We start from the raw sequence: 21,879 nt of genomic DNA, 5'->3' as shown, positions 1-21,879 counted from the left end.
GGGCGTCGCTCGCTCCCACCGGGATGGCGAGGTCGTCCTTGCCGGTGGCTCCGGAGGGGGCGACGACGGGGGCCGCGGTGCTGTCGTCGTTCCCCTTACCCCCCCGGTGGGTAAGGGCGCCCGCGGCCCACCCTCAGCTCTCCGGGTTCTCGGTGTTCTCCGTCAGCAGCTCGTCCGCGTCGACGATCCGGTACGCGTACCCCTGCTCGGCCAGGAACCGCTGCCGGTGCGCGGCGAAGTCCTGGTCGATGGTGTCGCGGGCGACCACCGAGTAGAAGCGGGCCTCGTGCCCGTCCGCCTTCGGCCGCAGCACCCGGCCGAGCCGCTGCGCCTCCTCCTGGCGGGAGCCGAACGTACCCGACACCTGGATGGCGACGGTGGCCTCCGGCAGGTCGATCGAGAAGTTAGCGACCTTCGACACGACCAGGACGTTGATCTCGCCCTGCCGGAACGACTCGAAGAGCTTCTCGCGCTGCGAGTTCGGCGTCTCACCCTTGATGACGGGCGCGTTCAGGTGCTCGCCCAGCTCGTCGAGCTGGTCGATGTACTGCCCGATGACGAGGGTCTGCTCGCCCGCGTGCTTGCGGACCAGCGCCTCCGTGACCTTCCGCTTGGTGACGGTGGTCGCGCAGAACCGGTACTTCTCCTCGGGTTCGGCCGTGGCGTACGAGAGCCGCTCGTGGTCGGTGAGGTTGACCCGTACCTCCACGCAGTCGGCGGGCGCGATGTAGCCCTGCGCCTCGATCTCCTTCCACGGGGCGTCGAACCGCTTCGGGCCGATGAGCGAGAACACGTCCGACTCCCGCCCGTCCTCACGGACCAGCGTGGCGGTGAGGCCGAGCCGGCGGCGGGCCTGGAGGTCGGCGGTGAACTTGAAGACGGGCGCGGGCAGCAGGTGCACCTCGTCGTAGATCACCAGACCCCAGTCACGGGAGTCGAAGAGCTCCAGGTGCGGGTAGATGCCCTTACGGCGCGTGGTGAGCACCTGGTACGTGGCGATGGTGACCGGGCGGATCTCCTTGCGCGTACCGCTGTACTCGCCGATCTCCTCCTCGGTCAGCGAGGTGCGCTTGATCAGCTCGTGCTTCCACTGGCGGGCCGAGACGGTGTTGGTCACCAGAATCAGCGTGGTGGCCTTCGCCTCCGCCATCGCACCGGCTCCGACCAGCGTCTTTCCGGCACCACAGGGGAGCACGACGACCCCGGAACCACCGTGCCAGAACCCCTCGACGGCCTGCTTCTGGTACGGCCGCAGCGACCAGCCGTCCTGCGCCAGATCGATCGGGTGGGCCTCACCGTCGACGTACCCGGCGAGGTCCTCGGCGGGCCAGCCGAGCTTCAGCAGCGTCTGCTTGATCTGCCCGCGCTCCGAGGGGTGCACGGCGACCGTGTCCGGGTCGATCCGCGCCCCGACCAGCGGGGTGATCTTCTTCGACCGCAGCACCTCTTCGAGGACCGGCCGGTCGGTGCTGGTCAGCACGAGACCGTGCACCGGGTGCTTGGACAGGGTGAGACGGCCGTACCGCGCCATCGTCTCGGCGATGTCGACGAGCAGTGCGTGCGGCACGGGGTAGCGGGAGTACTCCACCAGCGCGTCGACGACCTGTTCGGCGTCGTGCCCGGCGGCCCGGGCGTTCCACAGCCCGAGCGGCGTCACGCGGTAGGTGTGGATGTGCTCGGGTGCGCGCTCCAGCTCGGCGAAGGGCGCGATCACCCTGCGGCACGCGTCCGCCAGCTCGTGGTCGACTTCCAGCAGAAGTGTCTTGTCGCTCTGGACGATGAGGGGTCCGGTCACGCGCTGCGGCCCTTTCTCCGGGGTACGGCCGCCCATGCGGCCAAACGTCCAGTGTGCCGCATCCCCGCCCCCGGCGGGGGTGGCGGCGGGTGTGAGGTGCGGGGCGTGCGGTGCGGGAATGCGCGGGGCGTCGCGTGGCGGTGCTCGGGTGCGGGGCGGCGGCGGGGGAATCCCGTACGCCTCCGCCGCCGGCCCGGACCTGAACGCCGTACGCCTTCGCCTCAGCCGCTGCCCCGGACCTGAGCGCCGTACGCCGCACGGCCCGGTGTCGCGGCTGGCGGGCCGCCTCACCCGGCGTTGCCCGATCACGTCCGGGTGAAAGGTCTGGTCAGTGCCGTTGGACCGCCTGTATCGTCGAAAAACGACGAGAAAGAGTTCTGAACGACAATGCCGATTGCGTTGAGGAGCTGCCATGCTGCTGCGGTTCCAGGTGATGAATCACGCCTCCCTCAGGGAGGAGCAGGAGCTGTCGCTCGTCGTTTCGGACGAGCGGACCGAGCGGGCCGAGGCCACCGCCCCCGGTGACCTGCGAGCGGTGCCCGTCCTGGCGGTCTACGGCACCAACGCGTCGGGCAAGTCGAACGTCATCGACGCGATCGGCTGGATGCGGGACGCGGTCCTGTCCTCGTTCCGCACCTGGGATCCGCGCGGCGGAGTCCCTCGTCGGCCGTTCGCCCTCCGCGCGGACACCGCCGCGCACCCGAGTTCCTTCGCGGTGGACTTCGTGCTGAAGGGTGTCCGCCACCAGTTCGGCTTCTCGGTCGATTCCCAGCGGGTCACCGAGGAGTGGCTCTACTACTACCCCGAGGGCAGGCAGCGGCGGCTCTACGAGCGCGACGCCCATGCGGAGGTCTCCTTCGGGCGCTGGCTGACCGGCCGCCGCAAGGTCATCGCCGAATTGCTCCGGCCGAACAGCCTGTACCTCTCCGTCGCCGCCGCCCAGGGCCACGATCAACTGGGCGAGGTCTTCGACTGGTTCCGTACGGGACTGCGGATGGCCACGGACGAGGACTTCTCGCTGCGGCTGGACCAGACCGTGGACCTGTGCCTGTCGGATCAGGAACGGGCCGTGGACGGGCCGATGTCGACGCTGCTCCGCTACGCCGACCTCGGGGTGTCGGGGCTGGAGATCAAGGAGTGGGATCCGGAGGTCCTGGAGAACGGCAAACGGGTCGCGCAGGCTGTCCGTGAGGCGCTGGGGGACAGTTTCCACGTGCAGGAGACGGCCCGTAGGCAGGTACGGATCGAGCACCGTACGGCCGAGGGGGTCTTCTCCCTCGATCTCGCCCACGAGTCGAGCGGCACGCGCACCTGGATCGGCCTGATCGGGCCCGTCATCACGGCGCTGACCGGGGGAGGTGTGCTCTGCGTCGACGAGCTCGACGCGCGCCTGCACCCGTACCTCGTCGACGCGCTGGTCGGCCTGTTCCAGTCGCCCGGTACCAACACCGCGGGCGCGCAGCTCGTCTTCAGCACCCACGAGGCCGCGCTGCTCGGGCGCAACGTGCGGACGGAACTCTTCCGGGACCAGATCTGGTTCACCGAGAAGGACCCGGACTCCCTGTCCACCAGGCTGTTCCCGCTCACCGAATTCGTCGTGCGGGACTCCGGCAGGGAGCGCGGCGACAACGTGGAGAAGCGGTACCTGGGCGGCCGGTACGGCGCGGTTCCGCATCTGGAGGACGACCTGCTGCGGGAGATGGCCGCAGCCTTCCGGCACGGGGGTGGGCGTGAAGCGGGGAAAACCGCTGAGGCGGACGAAGGGCGTACGCGAGGAGCAGCGTAGGTTCCTCATCTACTGCGAGGGGGAGCGCACGGAGGACCAGTACTTCAAGGGTCTGAAGGCCGAACTCCGTGCCCTGCCGGTCACCATTCAACTGGGCGGCGGGTACGGCGAGCCCAAGTCCCTGGTCCGTGACGCGATCGCGCACAAGGAGCGCGCCGCCCGGTCACCGGCGGACCGCTGCACGCCGTACGACGAGGTCTGGTGCGTCATCGACGTGGAGGCACCCGTCCCGCACCCGGCCTTGCCGGAGGCGCTTCTGCTGGCCCGGCGCAACGGCATCGAGGTCGCGCTGTCCAACCCCTGCTTCGAACTGTGGCTCCTGCTGCACTTTCAGGACGCCTCCGGATACCTGACGTCGAAGCAGGCACAGCTCGCGCTGGAGAAGCTCGGCGCATGCGGCTACTCCAGCACCCGTAAGCACCTGGAGTACCCGACGCTGGTGCCCGGCCACGGCCATGCCAGGGGCCGAGCCGAACTGCTCCGGGAGCGGGCGGCGAGCGGGCACACCGAGAACCCGTGGACCGACGTGGACCGGCTGGTGGAGGTGCTCAAGGTTTCCAGGGGCCGCACGGGGTAGCGCGGTGCCGCCCGCGCCCCGATCACCTCACGGATGCAGCACCGACCCCAGCGGGCTCCCCGCCGCCTCCGCCGCCGGGCGGGACACGTACAGCGCGGTGTGGAAGGAGCCCTCGCTCTCCTTGCCGAGCGGGTCCTCGCCCGCGGCGAGGGTGGCGGCGACGGCGTACCGCTGCTCCTGCTCGCCGGTGAAGCGGCGTTGCGGGTAGGTCTGCGCGGTGTGCTTCTCCGTGGTCAGGCCGTGCGCGTCCAGGCAGTCGGCGATCGGCCGGTAGCTGCCGGTGCGCAGCACGAACGCGGCCACCCACACCGGGGCGTCCGCGCCGCCGAGCAGCGGCCCGAAGGTGCGGGGGGAGAGGAAGCTGACGCCGCCGGTGACGGTGATGAGGCGCACGTCCCGCGCGGCCCGCAGCAGGGCCGGGCTCGGGGGCGCGGTCTCCAGGTTCTCGGCGAAGCCGTCGTCGAGCAGGCCCACGGCCCGGGCGTAGGCGATGGCGTTGGGGGCGGCGTCGAGGCCGAGGACGCGGACCGCGTCGGGGCGCCGGTGGGCGGCGTAGAACTCCTTGTCCCGCTCGACGAGCCCGGCGGTGGTCAGCCCGGCGGCCTCCTCGGAGGTGTAGTGGGTGTAGAGGTCGCTCAGGGTGAGGTGGTGGTTGAGCAGGGCGGCGTTGATGCCGTACGAGCAGCAGAGGTCCAGCACCGTGGTGGCGGACGGATCGGCTCCGCCGGGTCCGGGGGCGAGGGCGGTGAGCAGGCGGCGGAAGACGCTCTGGGCGTGGTGCGGCGTCTGGTAGCCCCAGGGCCCCAGCCCCCGGAAGAACGCCCGCGGGTCGGGCTGGTCGTAGGTGTCGTCGAACGGGGTCATGGCGTCGGCCGACTGTGCGGAATTCGCAGAACTCGCAGAACTCATCAGGCGTCCCTCCCGAGCGTCCCGGCGGCCCCGCGCCGGTCTCGGGCGCGGTCGCACGGGCGCCGGGACCGGGGCGGAACCGGCATCCTTCCGGGCGAGTCAACGCCGGAAGCGGCCACCTGGGAACAGCGCGGTGAGGATTCCGGCCACCCGGCAGAGGCCGGCGGCAGCCCCTACTCCTCCGCGAGCTCCGCGACCCCCGTGATGCGGTGCAGCGGATACGTGCGGACCTCGTCGGCGGTGTGGTCGTACGCGGTGACGAAGCCGCCCTCCACCCGTACCGGGGCGATCACGCGCTGGCTGGCGGCGCCCTCCGCGTTGACGTAGCCGATCCAGAGCGTGGACCCCGTCATGGCGGCGGCCTGGACGGTGGCGAGGGTGTCCGCCGGGGTGGTGCGCGGGAGCGTGCCGGACGGGGTGCCGGCCTCGTCGGCGGCGGGCTCCTTGCGGACGACCGTGGCGGCCGTGTCACCGGCCCGGATCGCCCGTACCGCCGCGCCGAGCAGGGTGTCGTCAGGGACCGGCGGGCCCTCGGGCACGGGCACGGGGGCGGTACGCGGCGGGGTGCGGCGGGCACCGGCGCGGGTGATCAGGACGTCCCCCTCGGCGGATTCGGCGGCGGGGGCGTAGCCGAGGTCGCGCAGCCCTTCGAGGAGGGACGCGGGGTCGGTCTGCGAGGCGAGGACGGTCGGCGCGAGGCGGCGCAGCCGCAGGACGGCCGCGCGCTTGTCGGCCAGGATCTCGTTGAGTACGGACTCGTCGTCGCAGCGTACGTACGAGGACGCGGCGCCGATCCGGAGGTGGCCGTGGCGCCGGGCCACGTCGTCGATGAGGTAGGTCAGCGGCTGCGGCACCGGGGTGCGGCTGTGCGCGGCGAGGAAGGCGTGCAGGTCGGAGGCGCTCTGCCCGGCGTCCAGCGCCCGGCGCACCGAGCCGGGGGTGAAGCGGTAGACCGTCGCGCCGCCCTTGGACTCGACGTCGGCGAGGACGTGCAGGACGTCGGCGAGCGGGCGTTCCAGCGGCCCGGGGGCGACGGCCGTCAGGTCGGCCTGGAGGAGTACGTGGTCGAGGGGTTCCGGCAGCAGCGGGGCGAGCAGCGCAGCGGCGCGGGCGGAGTCCTCCGGGGAGCGCGGGAGCAGGGCGCGGGCCTGGGAGGAGAGCGCGCCGCGGCCGGTGATGCCGAGGAGTTCGGCCTCGTTGACCGTCCACAGCGCGATGCGCGACCGCAGGTCCGAGGTGTCGCCGGGGGCACTGGAGCCCGTCCCCTCCGGCCGGGGATGGACGTCGCCGCGCGATCCGCCGCGCAGCGGGCGCTCCCAGCGCAGCCGGGTGAGCAGGGTCGCGGGGTCGGGCGCGGTGCCGGGCGGCAGCGCGGCGAAGAGGGCGAGCACCCGGCGGCGTACGTCGGGGGCGGCGGAGCGGTCCAGTTCGGGGCCGAGCGCGGAGAGCGCGCGGCCCTTGGCGTCCTGGCCGCCGACGAGTCCGGCGGTACGGGTGGCCGCCAGCCAGGCGAGCGCGAGGCGCGTCCACCGCTGGGCGGCGGGGAGTTCGAGCCAGTCGTCGTACGCGGGGGTGGCGCCGTACCGTTCGTCGGTCTCGCCGTCGGCGGCGAGCAGCCCGGTGGCGTAGGCGAGTTCGACCCAGAACGCGGCGACCGGCTCGGTCGTGTCGAGGGCGCTCGCGACCCGCTTCAGCTCGCGCACGCTCAGCCCGCCGGAACGCAGCACGGCGGGACCGCCGCCGTTCCAGAGCTTCAGCAGGTCCTCGACGGTGGAGAGCGCGAGGAACGCCTGCCCGGCCGCCGCCCTGTCCACAGCCTGGGGATCACGTTCGGCGACCGGCTCGACGACCGGGGGCAGCGGCTCCGGTACGCGGTGGGCACGCCCGGCCCGCAGGTGCAGGGCCGCCTCGCGGGGCAGTACGACGGTGCGCGCCGACACCGGGAGCAGCAGCCCCCGGTCGCGCAGCCAGCGGACCGGCGGGGTCGGGTTCGGCGTGATCTCGCCGTACGGCGGGCCCCACACCAGCCGGTCCAGCACCGACAGCGCCTCCACGGGCGCGGAGTCCAGGAGCTCCGCCATGCGCGTGCGGTCGGTGAAGAGGCCGGTCAGCGCGGCCACGGCGGAGACCGGATCGTAGGTCGCGGGGAGCCCGGCGGCGGTCAGGATCTCCTGGAGCCGGCCCGGCGACATCCCGGCGGTGGCCTCCGAGACGGTCGGCCCGAGACCGGTGGGGGAGGGGTGCTGCGGGGACGGTGCGAGCAGCTCCCGCGCGGTGCGCACCAGGTGCAGCCGCTCGTCCTCGCCCCAGACCAGGGCCTGTTCGCGCAGGGTGTCCAGGGCGCCAGGCAGCGCCGCGGTGATCGCGGCCCCGGCGTCGTCGTGGTGGGCGCCGTCGTCCTGCCCGTCGCCGGTCAGCAGCCGCAGCAGCGTCTCGTACGGGGCCGGGTCGGGGGCCACCGCGAGGGCTTCGGCGGTCTGCAGCGCGAACCGGTCGAGGTGCTCCAGCGCGCGCACCACGGAGGCCCGGGTGCCCGCCCGGGTCGCGAGCTGGGTGATGTCGCCCGGTACCGGCGTGAGCAGGTCGGGACGGGCGCGCAGCAGCCCGGCCAGCGCTTCGTCGCCGCGGGCACGCAGAGCTTCGGCGAGCGTGCGCGGTGGTGTGGTCGTCCCCATCCGTCCCACGGTAGCCCCTGGAACGCTACGGTCGGAGCAGGTCAGCCGGAGGGAACCGAGGGGACGGGCCACGTGGGGATCGAGAGCGACCAGCTCGTCTACGAGTTTCTCAGCCGTGTCGGAGACCTGGCGCAGCGACAACAACTGTCCTCAGGAGCCCGGATGAGGCTCGTCGGCCAGGTGCGCGACGAGATCGAGAAACAGCGCGGGAAGGCCGGGGCGGACTCGCCCGCCGCCGTGCGGCGGATCATCGGGCGCCTCGGCGATCCCGGCGAACTGGTCGCCGCCGCCGCCGAGTCGGCCCCCGGCGAACCCGCCCCGCCCGCCGCCCCGCCCTCTGCCCCGCTGCCGCCGCCGCGTACGGAGACCTCCGCGCGGGAGACGGCGTCCGGACCCGGTGACACCCCGACAGGTCCGGTACCGGGGCCCCGGCGCGGCGCGTCGCCGTTCCGGAAGAAGAGGGGAGGCGGCGAGCGGGGTACGGACGCTGCGGGAGACGCGGGAGATACGGACGGCGCACACCGGCCGGACGCGGCGCACCCGGCGCATGAGGCGTCCGGCTCGTCCGGAGTGGACTGGGCGGCGGAGACGAGCGACTCCGGTTACTGGCCCGACCCCTCCGCCCCGCACGTGATCGGCCTGGACCGGCTCGGCGAGACCGTGGGCGAGCGCGACTGGTGGCGGGTCGAACCGGGGCCGTTCGGCGAGTTCGGCGACGGGGTACGGGTGCCGGGGTTCGTCGGCGGGGTGGAGATCCCCGCCCTGCTGAAGCCCCCGCCCCGCCCCCGCGAGGACGGCGAGGACGGCGAGAACGGCGATCAGGACGGCAGGGACGGCAAGAAGAGCGAGGACGGCAGGGACGGCAGGGACGGCGATCAGGACGGCGCGGCCGAGGACGCCCCGGCCGCTCCCGCCCGCCGGCGCCTGCCGCTGCCCCGGATGCGCCGGCGTGCACCGGCTCCCGCTCCCGCCGCGCCCGCAGCCCCGGCCGGGCGCCGGCTCGGCCACCCCCTGCTGCTCGTCGCCGCCGCGCTGCTGGTGGCCGGTGCGGTGATCGGCTCCTGGCTGGCCCTCGCGGGCGGCTGGCTCCTCGCCTACAGCTCCCGCGCGCTCTCCCGGGCCGAGGCGAAGTGGGTCGCCCTGGGGCTGCCCGGCACCGTCGCGGCCGGGGCGGTGGTGTGGGTCTGGGGCCGGGTGCGCGGGCGCTGGGGCGAACCGATCGCCGAGGGCGCCATGGGCGACGCGCTGACGGGCCTCTGGCCGGTGGTGCTCCGCACGGCGGCGGTGGCCTCGGCGCTGTACCTGGTGTGGCGGGCACGCCGGGCCCGGGGCTGAGGAGCGAGTACCTCCCCGAGGCGCACGCCCGTACGCCGCCCGCCCGTACCCCCCCGTACCGCCGCCCCGTACCCCCGAGTACCGCCGCCGGGCCCGCCCCGGCACCGAGGCCGGGCGGGTCGGCACAATGGACGGCATGGCTTCGCACATGGTTTCGCACACGCTGACGGTCGGCTTCGACCTCGACATGACGCTCATCGACTCCCGGCCCGGCATCAAGGCCGCCTACGTGGCCCTCTCGGCGGAGACCGGGGTGCCCATCGACGCCGACCTGGTCGTCAGCCGGCTGGGGCCGCCCGTCGAGGACGAGCTGGCGAACTGGTTCCCGGCGGACCGGGTGGCCGCCACCGCCGACCACTACCGGGAGAACTACCCGCGCCACGCGATCACCCCCACCACGGCGCTGGCCGGGGCGCGGGCCGCGATCGAGGCGGTGCAGGCGCTGGGCGGCCGGGCGATCGTCGTCACCGCGAAGCACCAGCCGAACGCCGAGCTCCACCTCACCCACCTCGGCCTCACCCCCGACCTGGTGATCGGCAACCTCTGGGCGGAGGGGAAGGGCGAGGCGCTGCTGGCGGAGGGCGCGCAGGTCTACGTCGGCGACCACATCGGCGACGTACGCGGCGCCAAGGTCGCCGGGGCGGTGTCGGTCGGTGTCACGACGGGCCCGTGCGACGCCGACGAGCTGCGGGCGGCGGGCGCGAACGTGGTCCTCGCCGACCTCACGGCCTTCCCGGACTGGCTCCAGGGGTACGAGGCCGGGCGCGCCGCGCTCACGTCGTAACGAGCATGCCTCGCACGGGGGCGGAGAGCGGCTCCACGAGCGGCTCGCCGCCCTTTTCCGTGCCCTGCGCGCGCTCCACGATGCCCCACGCGCGCTCCACGAGTGCCCTACGCACGCTCTACGAGTGCCCTACGAGCGGCTCGCCGCCCGCTTCGGCGCGTTCGCCCACACCGAGCGGACGACGCCCGCGGCGGCGATCAGGAAACCGACCCCCATGAGCATGCAGACCGCGTACGCGATCGACGGGAAGGGGTCGGTGCCGAGGAACAGTGGGGCCACCGTGACCAGGGTGGCCAGTGCGCCGACGAAGAAGACGATGGCGCCGATCCGGACCAGTCGGTCGCCCGCGCCTGAAGGAGTAGTGCTCACCCGGCAAGGGTAGTTCCCGCTGACAGACAATGGCCCGGCGACGTCTTGTCCCGGGCTCAGGGGCCACTAGCCTGAAGATCGGCGGGTCCTGGCGGCCCGCTCTCCTGCTATCCGGAGCCGTTCACCGGCTCCCCGCGCATCGACGAGCGACGAGGACGAGGACGAAGTGCCCACCGGCAAAGTCAAGTGGTTCAACAACGAGAAGGGCTTCGGCTTCCTCTCCCGTGACGACGGCGCGGACGTGTTCGTGCACTCGTCGGTCCTGCCCGACGGAGTCGACGGGCTCAAGCCCGGCCAGCGCGTCGAGTTCGGTGTGGTCGCCGGACAACGCGGTGACCAGGCGCTTTCCGTCACGATCCTCGATCCGACCCCGTCCGTCGCGGCGGCCCAGCGCCGCAAGCCGGACGAGCTGGCCTCGATCGTCCAGGACCTGACGACGGTCCTGGAGAACATCACGCCGCAGCTGGAGCGGGGCCGCTACCCCGACAAGGCGTCCGGCACGAAGATCGCCGGACTGCTCCGCGCGGTCGCCGACCAGCTCGACGTGTAGCCGGACGGCATCCGGTACGCCACGTACCCGGTACGCCGACGACGGCGGTCCCTTCCCGGGACCGCCGTCCTCGTACGTCTGGCCGGAAACCGCCTCAACCCCGGGCACGGCCCGGGCGACGCGCCGTCAGGCGACCCCGTACGCAGCCCTTCAGGCGACCCCGTACGCCAGCCCTTCAGGCGGTTTCGGGGAAGGCCAGCGCGTCCGGTGCGAGGGCCGGGACGAGCCCCTCCGCCGCCGCGCGGGTCAGCAGTCCGCGGATCGCCGCGTACCCGTCCTCGCCGAGGTCGGCCGTGAACTCGTTGACGTACAGCCCGATGTGCTGGTCGGCGACGGCCGGGTCCATCTCCTGGGCGTGCTCCAGGACGTAACCGCGGGAGGCCTCCGGGTCGTCCCAGGCCATCCGGACCGAGGTGCGGATGGAGTCGGCCAGCGCGTGCAGCTTCTCCGCGCCCAGCGAGCGCTTGGCGATGATGGCGCCCAGCGGGATCGGCAGCCCGGTGGTGGACTCCCAGTGCTGCCCCATGTCGGCGAGGTTGTGCAGCCCGTAGTTCTGGTACGTGAAGCGGGCCTCGTGGATGACGAGTCCGCCGTCGACCTTCCCGTCGCGCACCGCGGGCATGATCTCGTCGAACGGCATGACGACGATCTCGCCGACCCCGCCCGGCAGGGTCTCCGCGGCCCAGAGGCGGAAGAGCAGGTAGGCGGTGGAGCGCTCGCTCGGTACGGCGACCGTCTTGCCGGTCAGGTCGGTGCCCGGCTCACGGGTGAGGACGAGCGGGCCGCAGCCGCGCCCCAGCGCCCCGCCGCACGGCAGCAGGGCGTACTCGTCGAGGACCCACGGCAGCACCGCGTAACTGACCTTCAGCACGTCGCCCTCGCCGCGCTCGGCGAGGCCGTTGGTGATGTCGATGTCGGCGAAGGTGACGTCGAGCGGGGTGGCGCCGGGGACCCGGCCGTGCGCCAGCGCCTCGAAGACGAAGGTGTCGTTGGGGCAGGGGGAGAAGGAGATCTTCAGTGCGGCGTCCGTGCCGGTAGCGGCGGCGCCGTCAGTCGTTGCGGTCATGGTGGGTCCAACCTTCCAGTACGGGGATGAGCTTCCCGAAGGCTCCGGTGAGCGCGGCCAGGGCGTCGCCGATGCGCCAGGCGTCCCGGTCGCGGGGGCCGACCGGGTTCGACACGGCCCGGATCTCCAGCACCGGCAGCCCGAGCGCGGTGGCCGCCTCGGCGACCCCGAACCCCTCCATCGCCTCGGCGAGGGCGCCGGGGTGGGCGGCCCGCAGGGCGGCGGCGCGCTCCGCGCTGCCGGTCACGGTGGACACCGTCAGCACGGTGCCGGCCGCCGCGCCGGTGGCGGCGGCCACCTCCCGTACCAGCGAGCGCGGCGGCACGTGGAGCACCCGGCCGAAGCCGAGGCCGGTGACGGGGACGAAGCCCTCGGGGGTCTCGGCGCCCAGGTCGGCGGCGGTGATGCCGCTCGCGACGACGAGGGAGCCGACGGGTGCGGCGGGCGCGAACCCGCCGCCGATCCCGGCCGACACGACGAGGTCGTACGGGCCGGAGGCCAGGGCGAACGCGGTGGCCGCGGCGGCGGCGGCCGGGCCGACCCCGCCCGCCAGCACGTCCAGCGGGCCGGTGCGGTGCAGTTCGACGCCGGGCGTCCGGCGCACCTCCGGAGCCTCCCCGGACGCGCGTGTGACCGCGTCCCGTTCGGCGGGAACAGCGGTCACGACGAGCACACGCACGAGAGGACGTCCGGGGTGAGAGGGCGGAACAGGGGCCGGAAGGCCGACTAGTCGGTCTTCTTCAGCTTGAAGTGCCAGATGCCGACGAGCTTCGAACCGTCGGTCTCGACGACGCTGACCTGGGTCTCGTTGCTCGTCTCGCCGGTCTGGCTGGAGAAGAACGCGCTGCCGGTGATGGACCGGTAGGTCTTCTTGTACGGCTCCTGCTCGGCCTGCTGGCCGTCGATGAAGAGCGTCCAGCCGTTGTCCGCGACCTCCGGGTCGACGCCGAAGCGGACCCGGTCGTCCATCGCGACGTCGATCGACTTGTCGGCCTTCTTGTTCAGGCAGCCCTGGATCAGCGATTCCTTGATGGGATCGCCGTCGTTGTAGCAGGCGGCCTCGGTCGACACCGAGGTCGTGCCGACCGTCACGGTGGCGAGCGGCGTCGGCTTGTCGCAGGCGGACAGGACGAGGAGTCCCGCGGACACGGCACCAAGAGCGACGCCGATTCGACGGCTCTTACCTGAGAAGAACGCAACGGTCATGGGCCGAAGGCTATCGGTCGCTCCGCTTCACGCCACGCGGGGGTGCGGTGAGCCGCGCCGCGCGGAGGTCAGGAGACCCCGTACGGACGTTGCGGCACCCAGCGCGAGGATTCCGGCGGCGACCGACATGCCCAGTACTCCATTGAGCGGCAGCGCGATCCCGATGCCGCCGCCGACCACCCACGCCATCTGAAGGATCGTCTCCGACCGTGCGAAGGCGGAGGTCCGCACCTCCTCCGGCACGTCGCGCTGGATCATCGCGTCCAGCGACAGCTTCGACAGCGCCTGGGTGAAGCCGGCGACCGCACCGAGCACCGCGACGAACACCGTCGAGAAGAACAGCGCGGCCAGCACCGCCGCTCCCAGCGCGATCCCCAGCACCGTCGCGACGATCACCTCCGGGCCGCGCGCCCGGAGCAGCGAGCCCACCGCCGTACCGCAGGCGTTGCCCGCGCCCGCCGCGACACCGACGATGCCGAGCGAGACGGCGGCACTCTGCCCCGACAGCGGCTCGTCCCGCAGCAGGAACGCGAGGAAGAAGATGAGGAAGCCGGAGAGCGCGCGGTGCGCCGCGTTCGCCTGGAGCCCGTGCAGCACGGAACCGCCCACCGACCGCAGCCCCGGCCGCCGCTCCCGCCGCTCCCGCTTCTCCCGGAGCCGCCGGGGCCTGGTCCGGGAACGCCCGGTACGGAGCAGGGTCGAACCGGTCCTGGCACCCCGGGCACGGGCGGCGGGGGCAGCCCCGCCGGCCACCGCGGCCGTGCGGTGCTCCTCGGCGAGGCGGGCCCGCCGCTCGCCCTTCGCGGAGTCCACCTTGGGCGGCAGGGTGAAGGCGAGGACGGTGCCGCCGAGGAAGATCACACAGGCGCCGACGAGCGGCCACGCCGATCCGGCCATCTGGAGCGCGGCGCCGATCGGAGCCGCGATCCCGGTCGCCAGCAGCCCGGCCAGGGTGACCCGCGAGTTCGCCTTCACCAGCGAGAACCGCGGCGGCAGCAGACGCGGTACGACAGCGCTGCGCACCACTCCGTACGCCTTCGAGCAGACGAGCACCCCCAGCGCCGCCGGGTACAGCTCCAGGCCGCCGGTGGCGACCGCGCTGGACATGGCGATCGCGAGCACCGCGCGGACCAGCATCGCGCCCGCCATCGCCGCCCGGCGGCCGTGCGGCAGCCGGTCGAGCAGCGGGCCGATCACCGGGGCGAGCAGGGTGAACGGCGCCATGGTGATCGCCAGGTAGAGCGCGACGCGGCCCCGGGCCTCGTCGGTCGGGACGGAGAAGAACACCGTGGAGGCCAGCGCCACGGTGATCATCACATCGCCCGCGCCGTTGACGGCGTGCAGCTCGATCAGCTTGCCGAGCCCGGACTCACCGGCACCGTGGGCGTGCGTCACCTTGCGGATGGACCGGCCGGTGCCGAAGAAGCCCGAGTGCAGCGCGCGCCGCATCGACCGGCCCGCCCTGCGGAGGGGGCCGGAGACGTCGTGCGACCGGACGGAAGCCACTTCGTCATCCTGCCCCAGCTTCCCTCCGGCGAACCGATGACGGCACGGGGCGTCCGTGGACCGGGGCGCGGACGGCGGTACGGAACGGGTTCCGGGGGCGGGTGAGCCGGAGGGAAGCCGGGAATTTCCCGGCCGTGAGCCCCGGAGAATCCACCGGGTCACGCATCGGAAAGGTCGCGTTTGGGACGGGCAGGTGGGCGCGGGGCGACGGAGAGGGTAGCGTGCGTTACGCGCCACCGGCGGTTGTTCTTGGCCGCGCGCCTCTCCGCGATCCCGCAGAATGGGTTACGAGAAGCACGCCCGAGGCAGGCAACAACGGGTGTGGACGTCGACGCGGTCCCCAGGTCCGCTCCGCCCACAGCCGTCATGGCTGAAATCGGACATCGATGGAGCCATCGGCGCGCTCGTGAGACTGCGTAGGAGAGAAGCGAGACCTGTGAGTGCTGCGACGACGCGAAGCCGTACGGCCCGTACCCCTGTTCCCGACCGGCTCTGTGCCGAAGCGGTAGATCTCGCGCGCGCCGCGGCCGAGGAGGCCGCTGCCCCCGGCGAGGTCGGCGAGCACGTGGCCGTGGTGGCCGAAGGGGACCGGGTCGTCACGCACTACTTCGAGTGCGAGATGTTCGGGTACCGGGGGTGGCGCTGGGCGGTGACCGTCGCCCGGGCCTCCCGCGCCAAGAACGTCACGCTCGACGAAACGGTGCTGCTGCCCGGCTCGGACGCCCTCCTCGCCCCGGAGTGGGTGCCCTGGAGCGAGCGGCTGCGCCCCGGCGACATGGGCCCCGGCGACCTGCTGCCCACCGAGGCCGAGGATCTCCGCCTGGAGCCCGGCTGGACCGGCGAGACCGTCGACGAGACGGAACCGCCCGAGGTCTCCGAGGAGCTGGCCGCCCTCGCGGACACCGAGGACGCCGAGCTGACGGGCCGGCGGCCCGCCGCGATCGGCCGGGGCTCCATCGCCTCGGTCGCCGAAGAGCTCGGCATGCGGCGTGCGCGGGTGCTGTCCCGGTACGGCCTGCACGCCGCGGCCGACCGCTGGGACGAGGAGTTCGGCCCCAAGACGCCGATGGCCCAGGCCGCCCCCGCGACCTGTGTGAGCTGCGCGTTCCTGGTCCCGCTGACCGGATCGCTGCGGCAGGCCTTCGGCGTCTGCGCCAACGAGTTCGGCCCCGCCGACGGCCACGTCGTCTCGCTGGCGTACGGCTGCGGCGGCCACTCCGAGGCGGCCGTGATGCCGAAGCCGCCGACGCCCGCCCCGCACGCGCTCGACACCATGCGGGTGGACACGTACCAGCTGCACCCCGAGCGGGACGGCGGCTCCGTCCCCGACGAGGCCGACGCGCACGCGGACGACCTCGGCCACTCCTGACGCAACGGCACCGCACGGCGGACCCCGGCCGGCCCGGGACCACCGCGCGGTGCCGCGCGCCCGCCCCGGCCCGGTCCAGGCCGATCGACCCCACTGAGGGCTGCTCCACCCCGTTCCACCGGCTGTTCCCGCTCCCGTGGACCGCGCTGTCGTCCCCGCGCGGTACGTTCGGGCGCACACTGGGCGGCAACGGCCGACGGGTCAGCGGAACAGAGCGGAGTCGAAGCGTGAGCATGAAGGCGACCGAGGGGGCCGATCCGTTCGGGACGGCACGGCTGCGGCGCGGCGTGCTCGACGCCTGGGGTGCCGGGCCCGCCCGGTTCCGCGAGGACGCCAACGCCGAGGAGGACCTCGCGCTCGGCGGGTACCGCGACCGCCTCGTCGTGGAGCTCGCGCAGAACGCGGCCGACGCCGCCGCCCGCGCCGGGGTGCCCGGCCGGCTCCGTCTCACCCTGCACCCCGGCGGGGACGGCGTCCCCACCGTGCTGGCCGCCGCCAACACCGGCGCCCCGCTCGACGCCGCCGGCGTCGAATCCCTCTCCACCCTGCGCGCCTCCGCCAAGCGCGAGGGCCACGACACGTCCGTCGGCCGCTTCGGCGTCGGCTTCGCCGCCGTGCTCGCGGTGAGCGACGAGCCCGCCGTCCTCGGCCGCCACGGCGGAGTCCGCTGGTCCCTCGCCGAGGCCCGCCTCCTCGCGGAGGGCGCGGCCGTCGGCAGCCCCGGCCTCGGCGACGAACTCCGGCGCCGCGACGGCCACGTACCGCTGCTGCGCCTCCCGCTGCCCGCCGAGGGCGCCGCGCCCGAGGGGTACGACACCGTGGTGGTGCTGCCGTTGCGCGACGGCACGGCCGAGGACCTGGTGGAGCGGCTGCTCGGCTCCATCGACGACGCACTCCTCCTCACCCTGACCGGACTCGACGAGATCGTCGTCGAAACCCCGTCGGGCGTACGGACGTTGAGGCGCTCCGCGCAGGGCCCGTACATCCACGTCGAGGACTCCGCGCACGGCGTCAACCGCTGGCGCACCGTCTTCCATCACGGGCCCGTCGAGCCCGCGCTGCTCGCCGACCGGCCGGTCGAGGAGCGGCTGCGCCCACACTGGTCGGTCACCTGGGCGGTCCCGGTGAACGAGGACGGCTCGCCCCGCCGTCCCGCCACCGCCCCCGTGGTGCACGCCCCGACGCCCACCGACGAACCGCTCGGCGTGCCCGCCCTGCTCATCGCCTCGCTGCCGCTGGACCCCACCCGCCGGCACCCCGCGCCCGGCCCGCTCACCGACTTCCTGGTGGAGCGCGCCGCCGACGCCTACGCCGAGCTCCTCGCCGACTGGCACCCCGTCTCCACCGGCACCCTCGACCTGGTGCCCGGACCGCTCGGCCAGGGCGCGCTGGACGGAGCGCTGCGCGGGGCGATCCTCCAGCGGCTGCCCCGGGTCGCCTTCCTGGCCCCGGCCGCGCCCGCCGACCCGGCCGCCGCGGTCACCGAGCGCTGGGCCGCCGAGGACTGGGCCGCCGAGGACTGGGCGGATCCGGAAGCCCCGGACGCCGTACGCCACCGGGACTCCGCCGCGCTGCGGCCCGTGGAGGCCGAGATCGTGGAGGGCGCCGGGGCCGAAACCGTACGGGTGCTCGCCGAGGTCCTGCCGTGCCTGCTCCCCGCCGGGCTGGAGCGCCGCACCGAGCTGCGCACCCTGGGCGTGGGCCGGGTCCCGCTGACCGAGGCGATCGACCGGCTCGCCGGTCTGGAGCGCGAACCGCACTGGTGGCGGCGGTTCTACGACAGCCTCGCCGGGGTCGACCCGGACCGCCTCTCCGGGCTGCCCGTCCCGCTGGCCGGGGCGCCCGACGCCCCCGAGGGGCAGCCGCCCCGCACCACCATCGGCCCCCGCCAGGTGCTGCTGCCGCTGCCCGACGCGCTGACCGGCCCGGTGCTCGCCCGCCTCGCCCGGCTCGGCCTGAAGGTCGCCCACCCGGACGCCGCACACCCGCTCCTGGAGAAGCTCGGCGCACTGCCCGCCACCCCGCGCGCCGTACTGACCACCCCTCAGGTTCGGGCGGCGGTCGCGGGATCGCTGGACGCGGGCGAGATCTGGGACGAGGACGCGCTGGACGGCGACGAACTCGTCGAGACCGTGCTCACCCTCGTACGCGAAGCCGAACTGAACCCCGGCGACGAACCCTGGCTCGGCGCCCTCGCGCTGCCCGACGAGGACGGCGAGACCGCGCCCGCCGGTGAACTCGTGCTGCCTGGAAGTGAGTTCGCCGGGATCATGCGCGAGGGTGAACTCGCCTTCTGCGACCAGGAGTTGGCCGACCGCTGGGGCGAGCAGCCGCTCACCGCCTGCGGGGTCCTCGCCACCTTCGCGCTCGTGCGCACCACCGACGTGGTGCTCGATCCGGACGAACTGGAGCCCCGGGACGGCGACTTCGCCGAACCCGACGACGCCGGACTGCTGGACGCCGTCGACGTCTGGTGCGAGGACCTGCTCGACCAGCTCCCCGACACCCCGGTACCGCCGGTGGCCACCGAGATCGTCGCCGTGCGCGACCTCGACCTCGTCGCCGACGACGCCTGGCCGCAGGCGCTCGCCATGCTCTCCCGGCCGCCGCTCCGCGACGCCCTGACCCAGCCCGTCCGGGTGCTGCTCCCGGACGGTACGACCCGCTCGGTGCGCCCGTACACCGCCTGGTGGCTGCGCGACCACCCCGTACTGGAGGGCCGCCGCCCGGCCGGTGTCCGCGCGGCGGGCGGCGACCCGCTGCTGGCCGGCCTCTACGACGCGGTGGACGCCACCGGATTCGACGACGCCCAGGTGCTCCGCGCCCTCGGGGTGCGCACCACGGTCGACGCCCTCCTCGACGAGCCGGGCGGCGCCGCCGAACTGCTGGGCCGTCTCGCCGACGAGGACCGGCCGGTGACCGCCGTACAACTGCACGCGCTCTACACCGCGCTGGCCGACCTCGACCCCGAACAGGTCACCCTGCCCGACGCGTTGCGGGCCGTCGTGGACGGCGAGGTGGAGGTGGTCGACGCGGCGGACGCCGTCGTCGCCGACGCCCCCGACGTACTCCCGCTCGCCGAAGGACTGCCGCTGCTGCCGGTCGCCCCGGCACGCGCCGCCGAACTCGCGGAGCTCTTCCAGGTCCGCGGGCTCGGCGAGACGATCGAGGCGGAGGTGGAGACCGAGGGCGAGGAGCACGAGGTGCCCGAGTCCGTCCGCGTCCTGCTCGGCGACCGTACGCCCGGGACCTACATCGAGCACGAGGAACTCCACGCGGGAGGCGCCGAACTGGACTGGCGCCGCGCCCCCGACGGCACCGTGCACGCCTCGACCCTGGAAGGGGTGGCGGCCGGACTCGCCTGGGCGGCGGGCCAGTGGCCCCGCCGCTTCGAGGTCGCCGCCCTCCTGGAGGACCCGTCCCGTACGGCGGAGCTGGCCCGGGACCGCTGGTTCGACTGAGCCGCCGGTACGGCCGGCCCCTCACCGCCTGCCGAAACCGCCTGCCGGACACCGCCGGGCGGCCGTCTGCCGGCGGGTGACCGGGGTCCGTTCGTCCGCCCTCCCCGCGGGCGGGGCGGGCCCCGTGCGGTCCCGGCCTTCTCCCGACGGCCGGGGGCAGAGGTCACACCGTGCGTCTGCGGGCCTGCTTCACCGCGCGGTCCACGGCCCAGGCATCGGCGACCGGGCCGAGGTGAGCGAGCTTCTCGGGGTTGATGACCGAGTGGATGGTCCGGATGCTTCCGGCGGCCATGTCGAGGGCGAAGACGTGCAGGATGCTGCCGTCGCGGTCGCGGAAGAGCGCGCCCGGGCCGCCGTTGACGGTCCGCGGTTCGCACGTGATGCCGGTCAGTGCCATCAGGGGATGGACAGTGGTGAGCAGACGGGCCACGTTCTGGGCGCCGGTGGCGCCCCTGGCCTGCCGCGGGGCCTTGCCGCCGCTGTCCCCGACGAGCTGGACGTCGGAGGAGAGCAGGCTCTGCAGTCCGCTCACGTCACCCTGTGAGAGCGCCCGGAAGAATCGTTCCGCCAGCTCCCGTTGGCTCCGGCTGTCGGCGTCGTACCGGGGCCGTCCCTCGCGCATGTGGCGCCGTGCCCGTACGAGCAGCTGACGGCATGCCGCCTCCGAGCGGCCGACCGCCGAGGCGATCTCGTCGTAGCCGAACGCGAACACGTCCCGCAGCACGAACACCGAACGTTCCAGCGGGCTGAGGCGCTCCAGGAGCAGCAGTGCCGCCATCGAGACAGAGTCGGCCAGCTCCGCGGCGCGGGCCGGGTCTCCGTACGGGTCGTCGAGGAGGGGTTCGGGCAGCCACGGTCCGGCGTACTGCTCGCGCCGTAGCCGAGCTGAGCGCAGGACGTCGATCGAGACCCGGGTCACGGTGGTGGACAGGAACGCCTTGACCGACGCCGGCCGGGTGGACGAGGCGTCGTAACGGAGCCAGCTCTCCTGCACGGCGTCCTCCGCCTCGCTCACGCTGCCCAGGATCCGGTAGGCGATCGAGAACAGCAGCGGCCGGAACTCCTCGAACTCCTCGGCCTTGCCCATGCGGAGCCCCCCCTGCGGTCCCGGGCGCCCGGCCGGACCCACGCCGACGAGGCGCCATCGAGGATCCCTGGTGCACGACCCGGCGGCGGCACCCACACGCACCGTCCGGCCGTCATCGATCATGGCACTCCCCGCTCCGGAGAGGAGCGGTTCGGCGGAACTGACGGTCGCCCTGAAGTCCTGCCTGAGGCGCGTCCGTTCGGCGGGTGGCGCGCCGCCGGGTGCGCTGTGACCCACGTCTCCGCGATTCCTCGCGCGGTGGTGTCACAGGACGGAGGGCTGTCTCGTCCAAGGGGCTGATGTCGTCCATCGCGGCCTTCCCCCCGGGGCCGCTTCGGGCCCACGCCCTTCGTCGGGTGAACACAGGTCCTGGATGACGGAGTTCTGTTCGATGGCCCGCCAACTCGCCGATGTCATAGGGAAGGTCACTGTCATGGAAATCATTCGGTACGTGTTCCTCGTCTTCCACCTCTTCGGTTTCGCCGCGCTCCTGGGCGGCATCTTCTTCCAGTTGCGGGGGAAGGACCCGGTGACCGGCATGTACATGGTGACCAGTGCGGTCGTCCAGCTGGTCACCGGCGCGGGACTCATATGGACGAGAACGTCCCTGGACCTCCCGGTGGACGACGCGAAGATGGGAGTGAAGCTGGGCCTGGACGTCCTGGTGGCCGTGGCAGCCCTGGCAGGCATGCGCAACAAGCAGCAGTGGGCCTTCTACGCCGTGGGGACGTTCACGGCGGGCGCGGCCGTCGTCGCCGTCGCCTGGACGTAGTTCCCCGGCGGGGCTCTCCGTTCCCGGCCGCCTCGGCGCGCTCGCGCGACGCCGGGAACGGGCGGATCCCCCCCACCGCCGCTCACGCCCCGGAGCGGCGGCCCACCGGGCGACGAGCGCCCCGCGGACCGCCGCCGGGTGGCCCGTCAGGGGCGGACGTAGGGCCGGGTCATGATCTCCATGTGGTGGCCGTCCGGGTCCTCGAAGTACGCGCCGCGACCGCCGAACAGGGTGTTGGTCCGGCCCGGTTCGGTATGGCGGGGGTCGGCCCAGTAGGTGACGCCGACCGCCTCCAGACGGGCGATCATGGCGTCGAACCGCGCGTCCGGAACGAGGAACGCGTAGTGCTGCGACTGGATCGGTTCGTCGGTCTTCGCGTAGTAGTCGAGCGTCACGCCGTTGCCGAGGTCGACGGGGAGGAACGGCCCGAACGGGGCACCGACCTCCAGCCCCAGGATCGCGGCGATGAACTCCGCCGACAGGTGCCGGTCCGTGGCGTAGACCGCCGTGTGGTTCAGCTGGACGGCGGTCGCCGACAGCCCGGATACGTGCGGGTGCTGCTGGTCGTACGACATCAGTGGTGTCCCCGAGTCTCGTGAGTCCGCTGGAAGGGGGCGCCGCAGGACGGGCGC

18 protein-coding genes are annotated in these 21,879 nt (G+C 73.6%); 8 read left to right on the top strand and 10 right to left on the bottom strand.

The window, feature by feature from the left end:
- Positions 1 to 133 precede the first annotated feature (133 nt).
- Positions 134 to 1,795: a DNA repair helicase XPB gene (locus ACWCWD_RS27335; protein ID WP_450776649.1), complete on the bottom strand. Its 1,662-nt coding sequence runs from the start codon at positions 1,793 to 1,795 to the stop codon at positions 134 to 136.
- A gap of 412 nt (positions 1,796 to 2,207) precedes the next feature.
- Here ACWCWD_RS27335 and ACWCWD_RS27330 point away from each other — a divergent pair, with 412 nt between their 5' ends.
- Both ACWCWD_RS27330 and ACWCWD_RS27325 read left to right on the top strand, forming a co-directional pair.
- A complete protein-coding gene (locus ACWCWD_RS27330) occupies positions 2,208 to 3,581 on the top strand; it encodes an AAA family ATPase (RefSeq protein ID WP_450776647.1) in 1,374 nt (457 codons plus the stop codon).
- Positions 3,526 to 4,158 (top strand): RloB family protein, encoded by a 633-nt coding sequence (locus ACWCWD_RS27325; protein ID WP_450776645.1) that lies wholly within the window; start codon positions 3,526 to 3,528, stop codon positions 4,156 to 4,158. The genes ACWCWD_RS27330 and ACWCWD_RS27325 overlap by 56 nt, the downstream gene beginning before the upstream one ends.
- Positions 4,159 to 4,185: 27 nt before the next feature.
- Here ACWCWD_RS27325 and ACWCWD_RS27320 read toward each other — a convergent pair whose 3' ends face one another.
- Positions 4,186 to 5,067, bottom strand: coding sequence for a hypothetical protein (locus ACWCWD_RS27320; protein ID WP_450776643.1), 882 nt, complete (start codon positions 5,065 to 5,067; stop codon positions 4,186 to 4,188).
- Between the two features lie 173 nt (positions 5,068 to 5,240).
- Positions 5,241 to 7,742, bottom strand: a complete 2,502-nt coding sequence (locus tag ACWCWD_RS27315; protein WP_450776641.1) for a helicase C-terminal domain-containing protein — start codon at positions 7,740 to 7,742, stop codon at positions 5,241 to 5,243.
- Between the two features lie 72 nt (positions 7,743 to 7,814).
- Between ACWCWD_RS27315 and ACWCWD_RS27310 the strand changes: the two genes are divergently transcribed.
- Positions 7,815 to 9,077: a hypothetical protein gene (locus ACWCWD_RS27310; protein ID WP_450776639.1), complete on the top strand. Its 1,263-nt coding sequence runs from the start codon at positions 7,815 to 7,817 to the stop codon at positions 9,075 to 9,077.
- Between the two features lie 127 nt (positions 9,078 to 9,204).
- Positions 9,205 to 9,861, top strand: coding sequence for an HAD family hydrolase (locus ACWCWD_RS27305; RefSeq protein ID WP_450776637.1), 657 nt, complete (start codon positions 9,205 to 9,207; stop codon positions 9,859 to 9,861).
- Positions 9,862 to 9,990: 129 nt separating this feature from the next.
- Here ACWCWD_RS27305 and ACWCWD_RS27300 read toward each other — a convergent pair whose 3' ends face one another.
- Positions 9,991 to 10,230, bottom strand: coding sequence for a hypothetical protein (locus tag ACWCWD_RS27300; RefSeq protein ID WP_327176416.1), 240 nt, complete (start codon positions 10,228 to 10,230; stop codon positions 9,991 to 9,993).
- 166 nt (positions 10,231 to 10,396) lie between these two features.
- Here ACWCWD_RS27300 and ACWCWD_RS27295 point away from each other — a divergent pair, with 166 nt between their 5' ends.
- A complete protein-coding gene (locus tag ACWCWD_RS27295) occupies positions 10,397 to 10,780 on the top strand; it encodes a cold-shock protein (protein WP_450776635.1) in 384 nt (127 codons plus the stop codon).
- Positions 10,781 to 10,955: 175 nt separating this feature from the next.
- Here ACWCWD_RS27295 and ACWCWD_RS27290 read toward each other — a convergent pair whose 3' ends face one another.
- Genes ACWCWD_RS27290 through ACWCWD_RS27275 form a run of 4 tightly spaced genes read right to left on the bottom strand, consistent with a single transcriptional unit; the run spans position 10,956 to position 14,558 of the window.
- Entirely contained in the window at positions 10,956 to 11,846 is an 891-nt protein-coding gene (locus ACWCWD_RS27290) for a 1,4-dihydroxy-6-naphthoate synthase (protein WP_450776633.1), read from the bottom strand.
- The gene (locus ACWCWD_RS27285) at positions 11,830 to 12,525 is read right to left on the bottom strand and encodes a futalosine hydrolase (RefSeq protein WP_450776631.1); all 696 of its coding nucleotides are present in this window, start codon (positions 12,523 to 12,525) and stop codon (positions 11,830 to 11,832) included. Before ACWCWD_RS27285 ends, ACWCWD_RS27290 begins: the two co-directional genes overlap by 17 nt.
- A 47-nt stretch (positions 12,526 to 12,572) precedes the next feature.
- Positions 12,573 to 13,052, bottom strand: a complete 480-nt coding sequence (locus tag ACWCWD_RS27280; protein ID WP_450776629.1) for a DUF2771 domain-containing protein — start codon at positions 13,050 to 13,052, stop codon at positions 12,573 to 12,575.
- 27 nt (positions 13,053 to 13,079) lie between these two features.
- A complete protein-coding gene (locus ACWCWD_RS27275) occupies positions 13,080 to 14,558 on the bottom strand; it encodes an MFS transporter (protein ID WP_450776627.1) in 1,479 nt (492 codons plus the stop codon).
- 436 nt (positions 14,559 to 14,994) lie between these two features.
- Here ACWCWD_RS27275 and ACWCWD_RS27270 point away from each other — a divergent pair, with 436 nt between their 5' ends.
- Both ACWCWD_RS27270 and ACWCWD_RS27265 read left to right on the top strand, forming a co-directional pair.
- The gene (locus ACWCWD_RS27270) at positions 14,995 to 15,927 is read left to right on the top strand and encodes a DUF3027 domain-containing protein (protein ID WP_450776625.1); all 933 of its coding nucleotides are present in this window, start codon (positions 14,995 to 14,997) and stop codon (positions 15,925 to 15,927) included.
- Positions 15,928 to 16,160: 233 nt separating this feature from the next.
- On the top strand, positions 16,161 to 19,388 hold the full coding sequence (locus ACWCWD_RS27265) for a sacsin N-terminal ATP-binding-like domain-containing protein (RefSeq protein WP_450776667.1): 3,228 nt from the start codon (positions 16,161 to 16,163) through the stop codon (positions 19,386 to 19,388).
- Between the two features lie 163 nt (positions 19,389 to 19,551).
- Here ACWCWD_RS27265 and ACWCWD_RS27260 read toward each other — a convergent pair whose 3' ends face one another.
- Positions 19,552 to 20,475 (bottom strand): RNA polymerase sigma-70 factor, encoded by a 924-nt coding sequence (locus ACWCWD_RS27260; protein WP_450776623.1) that lies wholly within the window; start codon positions 20,473 to 20,475, stop codon positions 19,552 to 19,554.
- A 433-nt stretch (positions 20,476 to 20,908) separates the two neighbouring features.
- Here ACWCWD_RS27260 and ACWCWD_RS27255 point away from each other — a divergent pair, with 433 nt between their 5' ends.
- Positions 20,909 to 21,247, top strand: coding sequence for a hypothetical protein (locus tag ACWCWD_RS27255; RefSeq protein WP_450776621.1), 339 nt, complete (start codon positions 20,909 to 20,911; stop codon positions 21,245 to 21,247).
- A gap of 146 nt (positions 21,248 to 21,393) precedes the next feature.
- Here the strand turns inward: ACWCWD_RS27255 and ACWCWD_RS27250 are convergent, their stop codons facing one another.
- Complete coding sequence (locus ACWCWD_RS27250) at positions 21,394 to 21,822, bottom strand: VOC family protein (protein ID WP_450776619.1); 429 nt, start codon at positions 21,820 to 21,822, stop codon at positions 21,394 to 21,396.
- Positions 21,823 to 21,879: the final 57 nt, after the last annotated feature.

This window comes from Streptomyces sp. NPDC001493 (genome assembly GCF_053597235.1).
This window is presented reverse-complemented; position numbering and strand designations above follow the sequence as displayed.

Excerpts from the sequence above, each read along its gene's own strand:
- ACWCWD_RS27330 (WP_450776647.1), top strand. The coding sequence starts at position 2,208 with ATGCTGCTGCGGTTCCAGGTGATGAATCACGCCTCCCTCAGGGAGGAG.
- ACWCWD_RS27320 (WP_450776643.1), bottom strand. The coding sequence starts at position 5,067 with ATGAGTTCTGCGAGTTCTGCGAATTCCGCACAGTCGGCCGACGCCATG.
- ACWCWD_RS27315 (WP_450776641.1), bottom strand. The coding sequence starts at position 7,742 with ATGGGGACGACCACACCACCGCGCACGCTCGCCGAAGCTCTGCGTGCC.
- ACWCWD_RS27305 (WP_450776637.1), top strand. The coding sequence starts at position 9,205 with ATGGACGGCATGGCTTCGCACATGGTTTCGCACACGCTGACGGTCGGC.
- ACWCWD_RS27290 (WP_450776633.1), bottom strand. The coding sequence starts at position 11,846 with ATGACCGCAACGACTGACGGCGCCGCCGCTACCGGCACGGACGCCGCA.
- ACWCWD_RS27280 (WP_450776629.1), bottom strand. The coding sequence starts at position 13,052 with ATGACCGTTGCGTTCTTCTCAGGTAAGAGCCGTCGAATCGGCGTCGCT.
- ACWCWD_RS27265 (WP_450776667.1), top strand. The coding sequence starts at position 16,161 with ATGAAGGCGACCGAGGGGGCCGATCCGTTCGGGACGGCACGGCTGCGG.
- ACWCWD_RS27260 (WP_450776623.1), bottom strand. The coding sequence starts at position 20,475 with ATGGGCAAGGCCGAGGAGTTCGAGGAGTTCCGGCCGCTGCTGTTCTCG.
- ACWCWD_RS27255 (WP_450776621.1), top strand. The coding sequence starts at position 20,909 with ATGGAAATCATTCGGTACGTGTTCCTCGTCTTCCACCTCTTCGGTTTC.
- ACWCWD_RS27250 (WP_450776619.1), bottom strand. The coding sequence starts at position 21,822 with ATGTCGTACGACCAGCAGCACCCGCACGTATCCGGGCTGTCGGCGACC.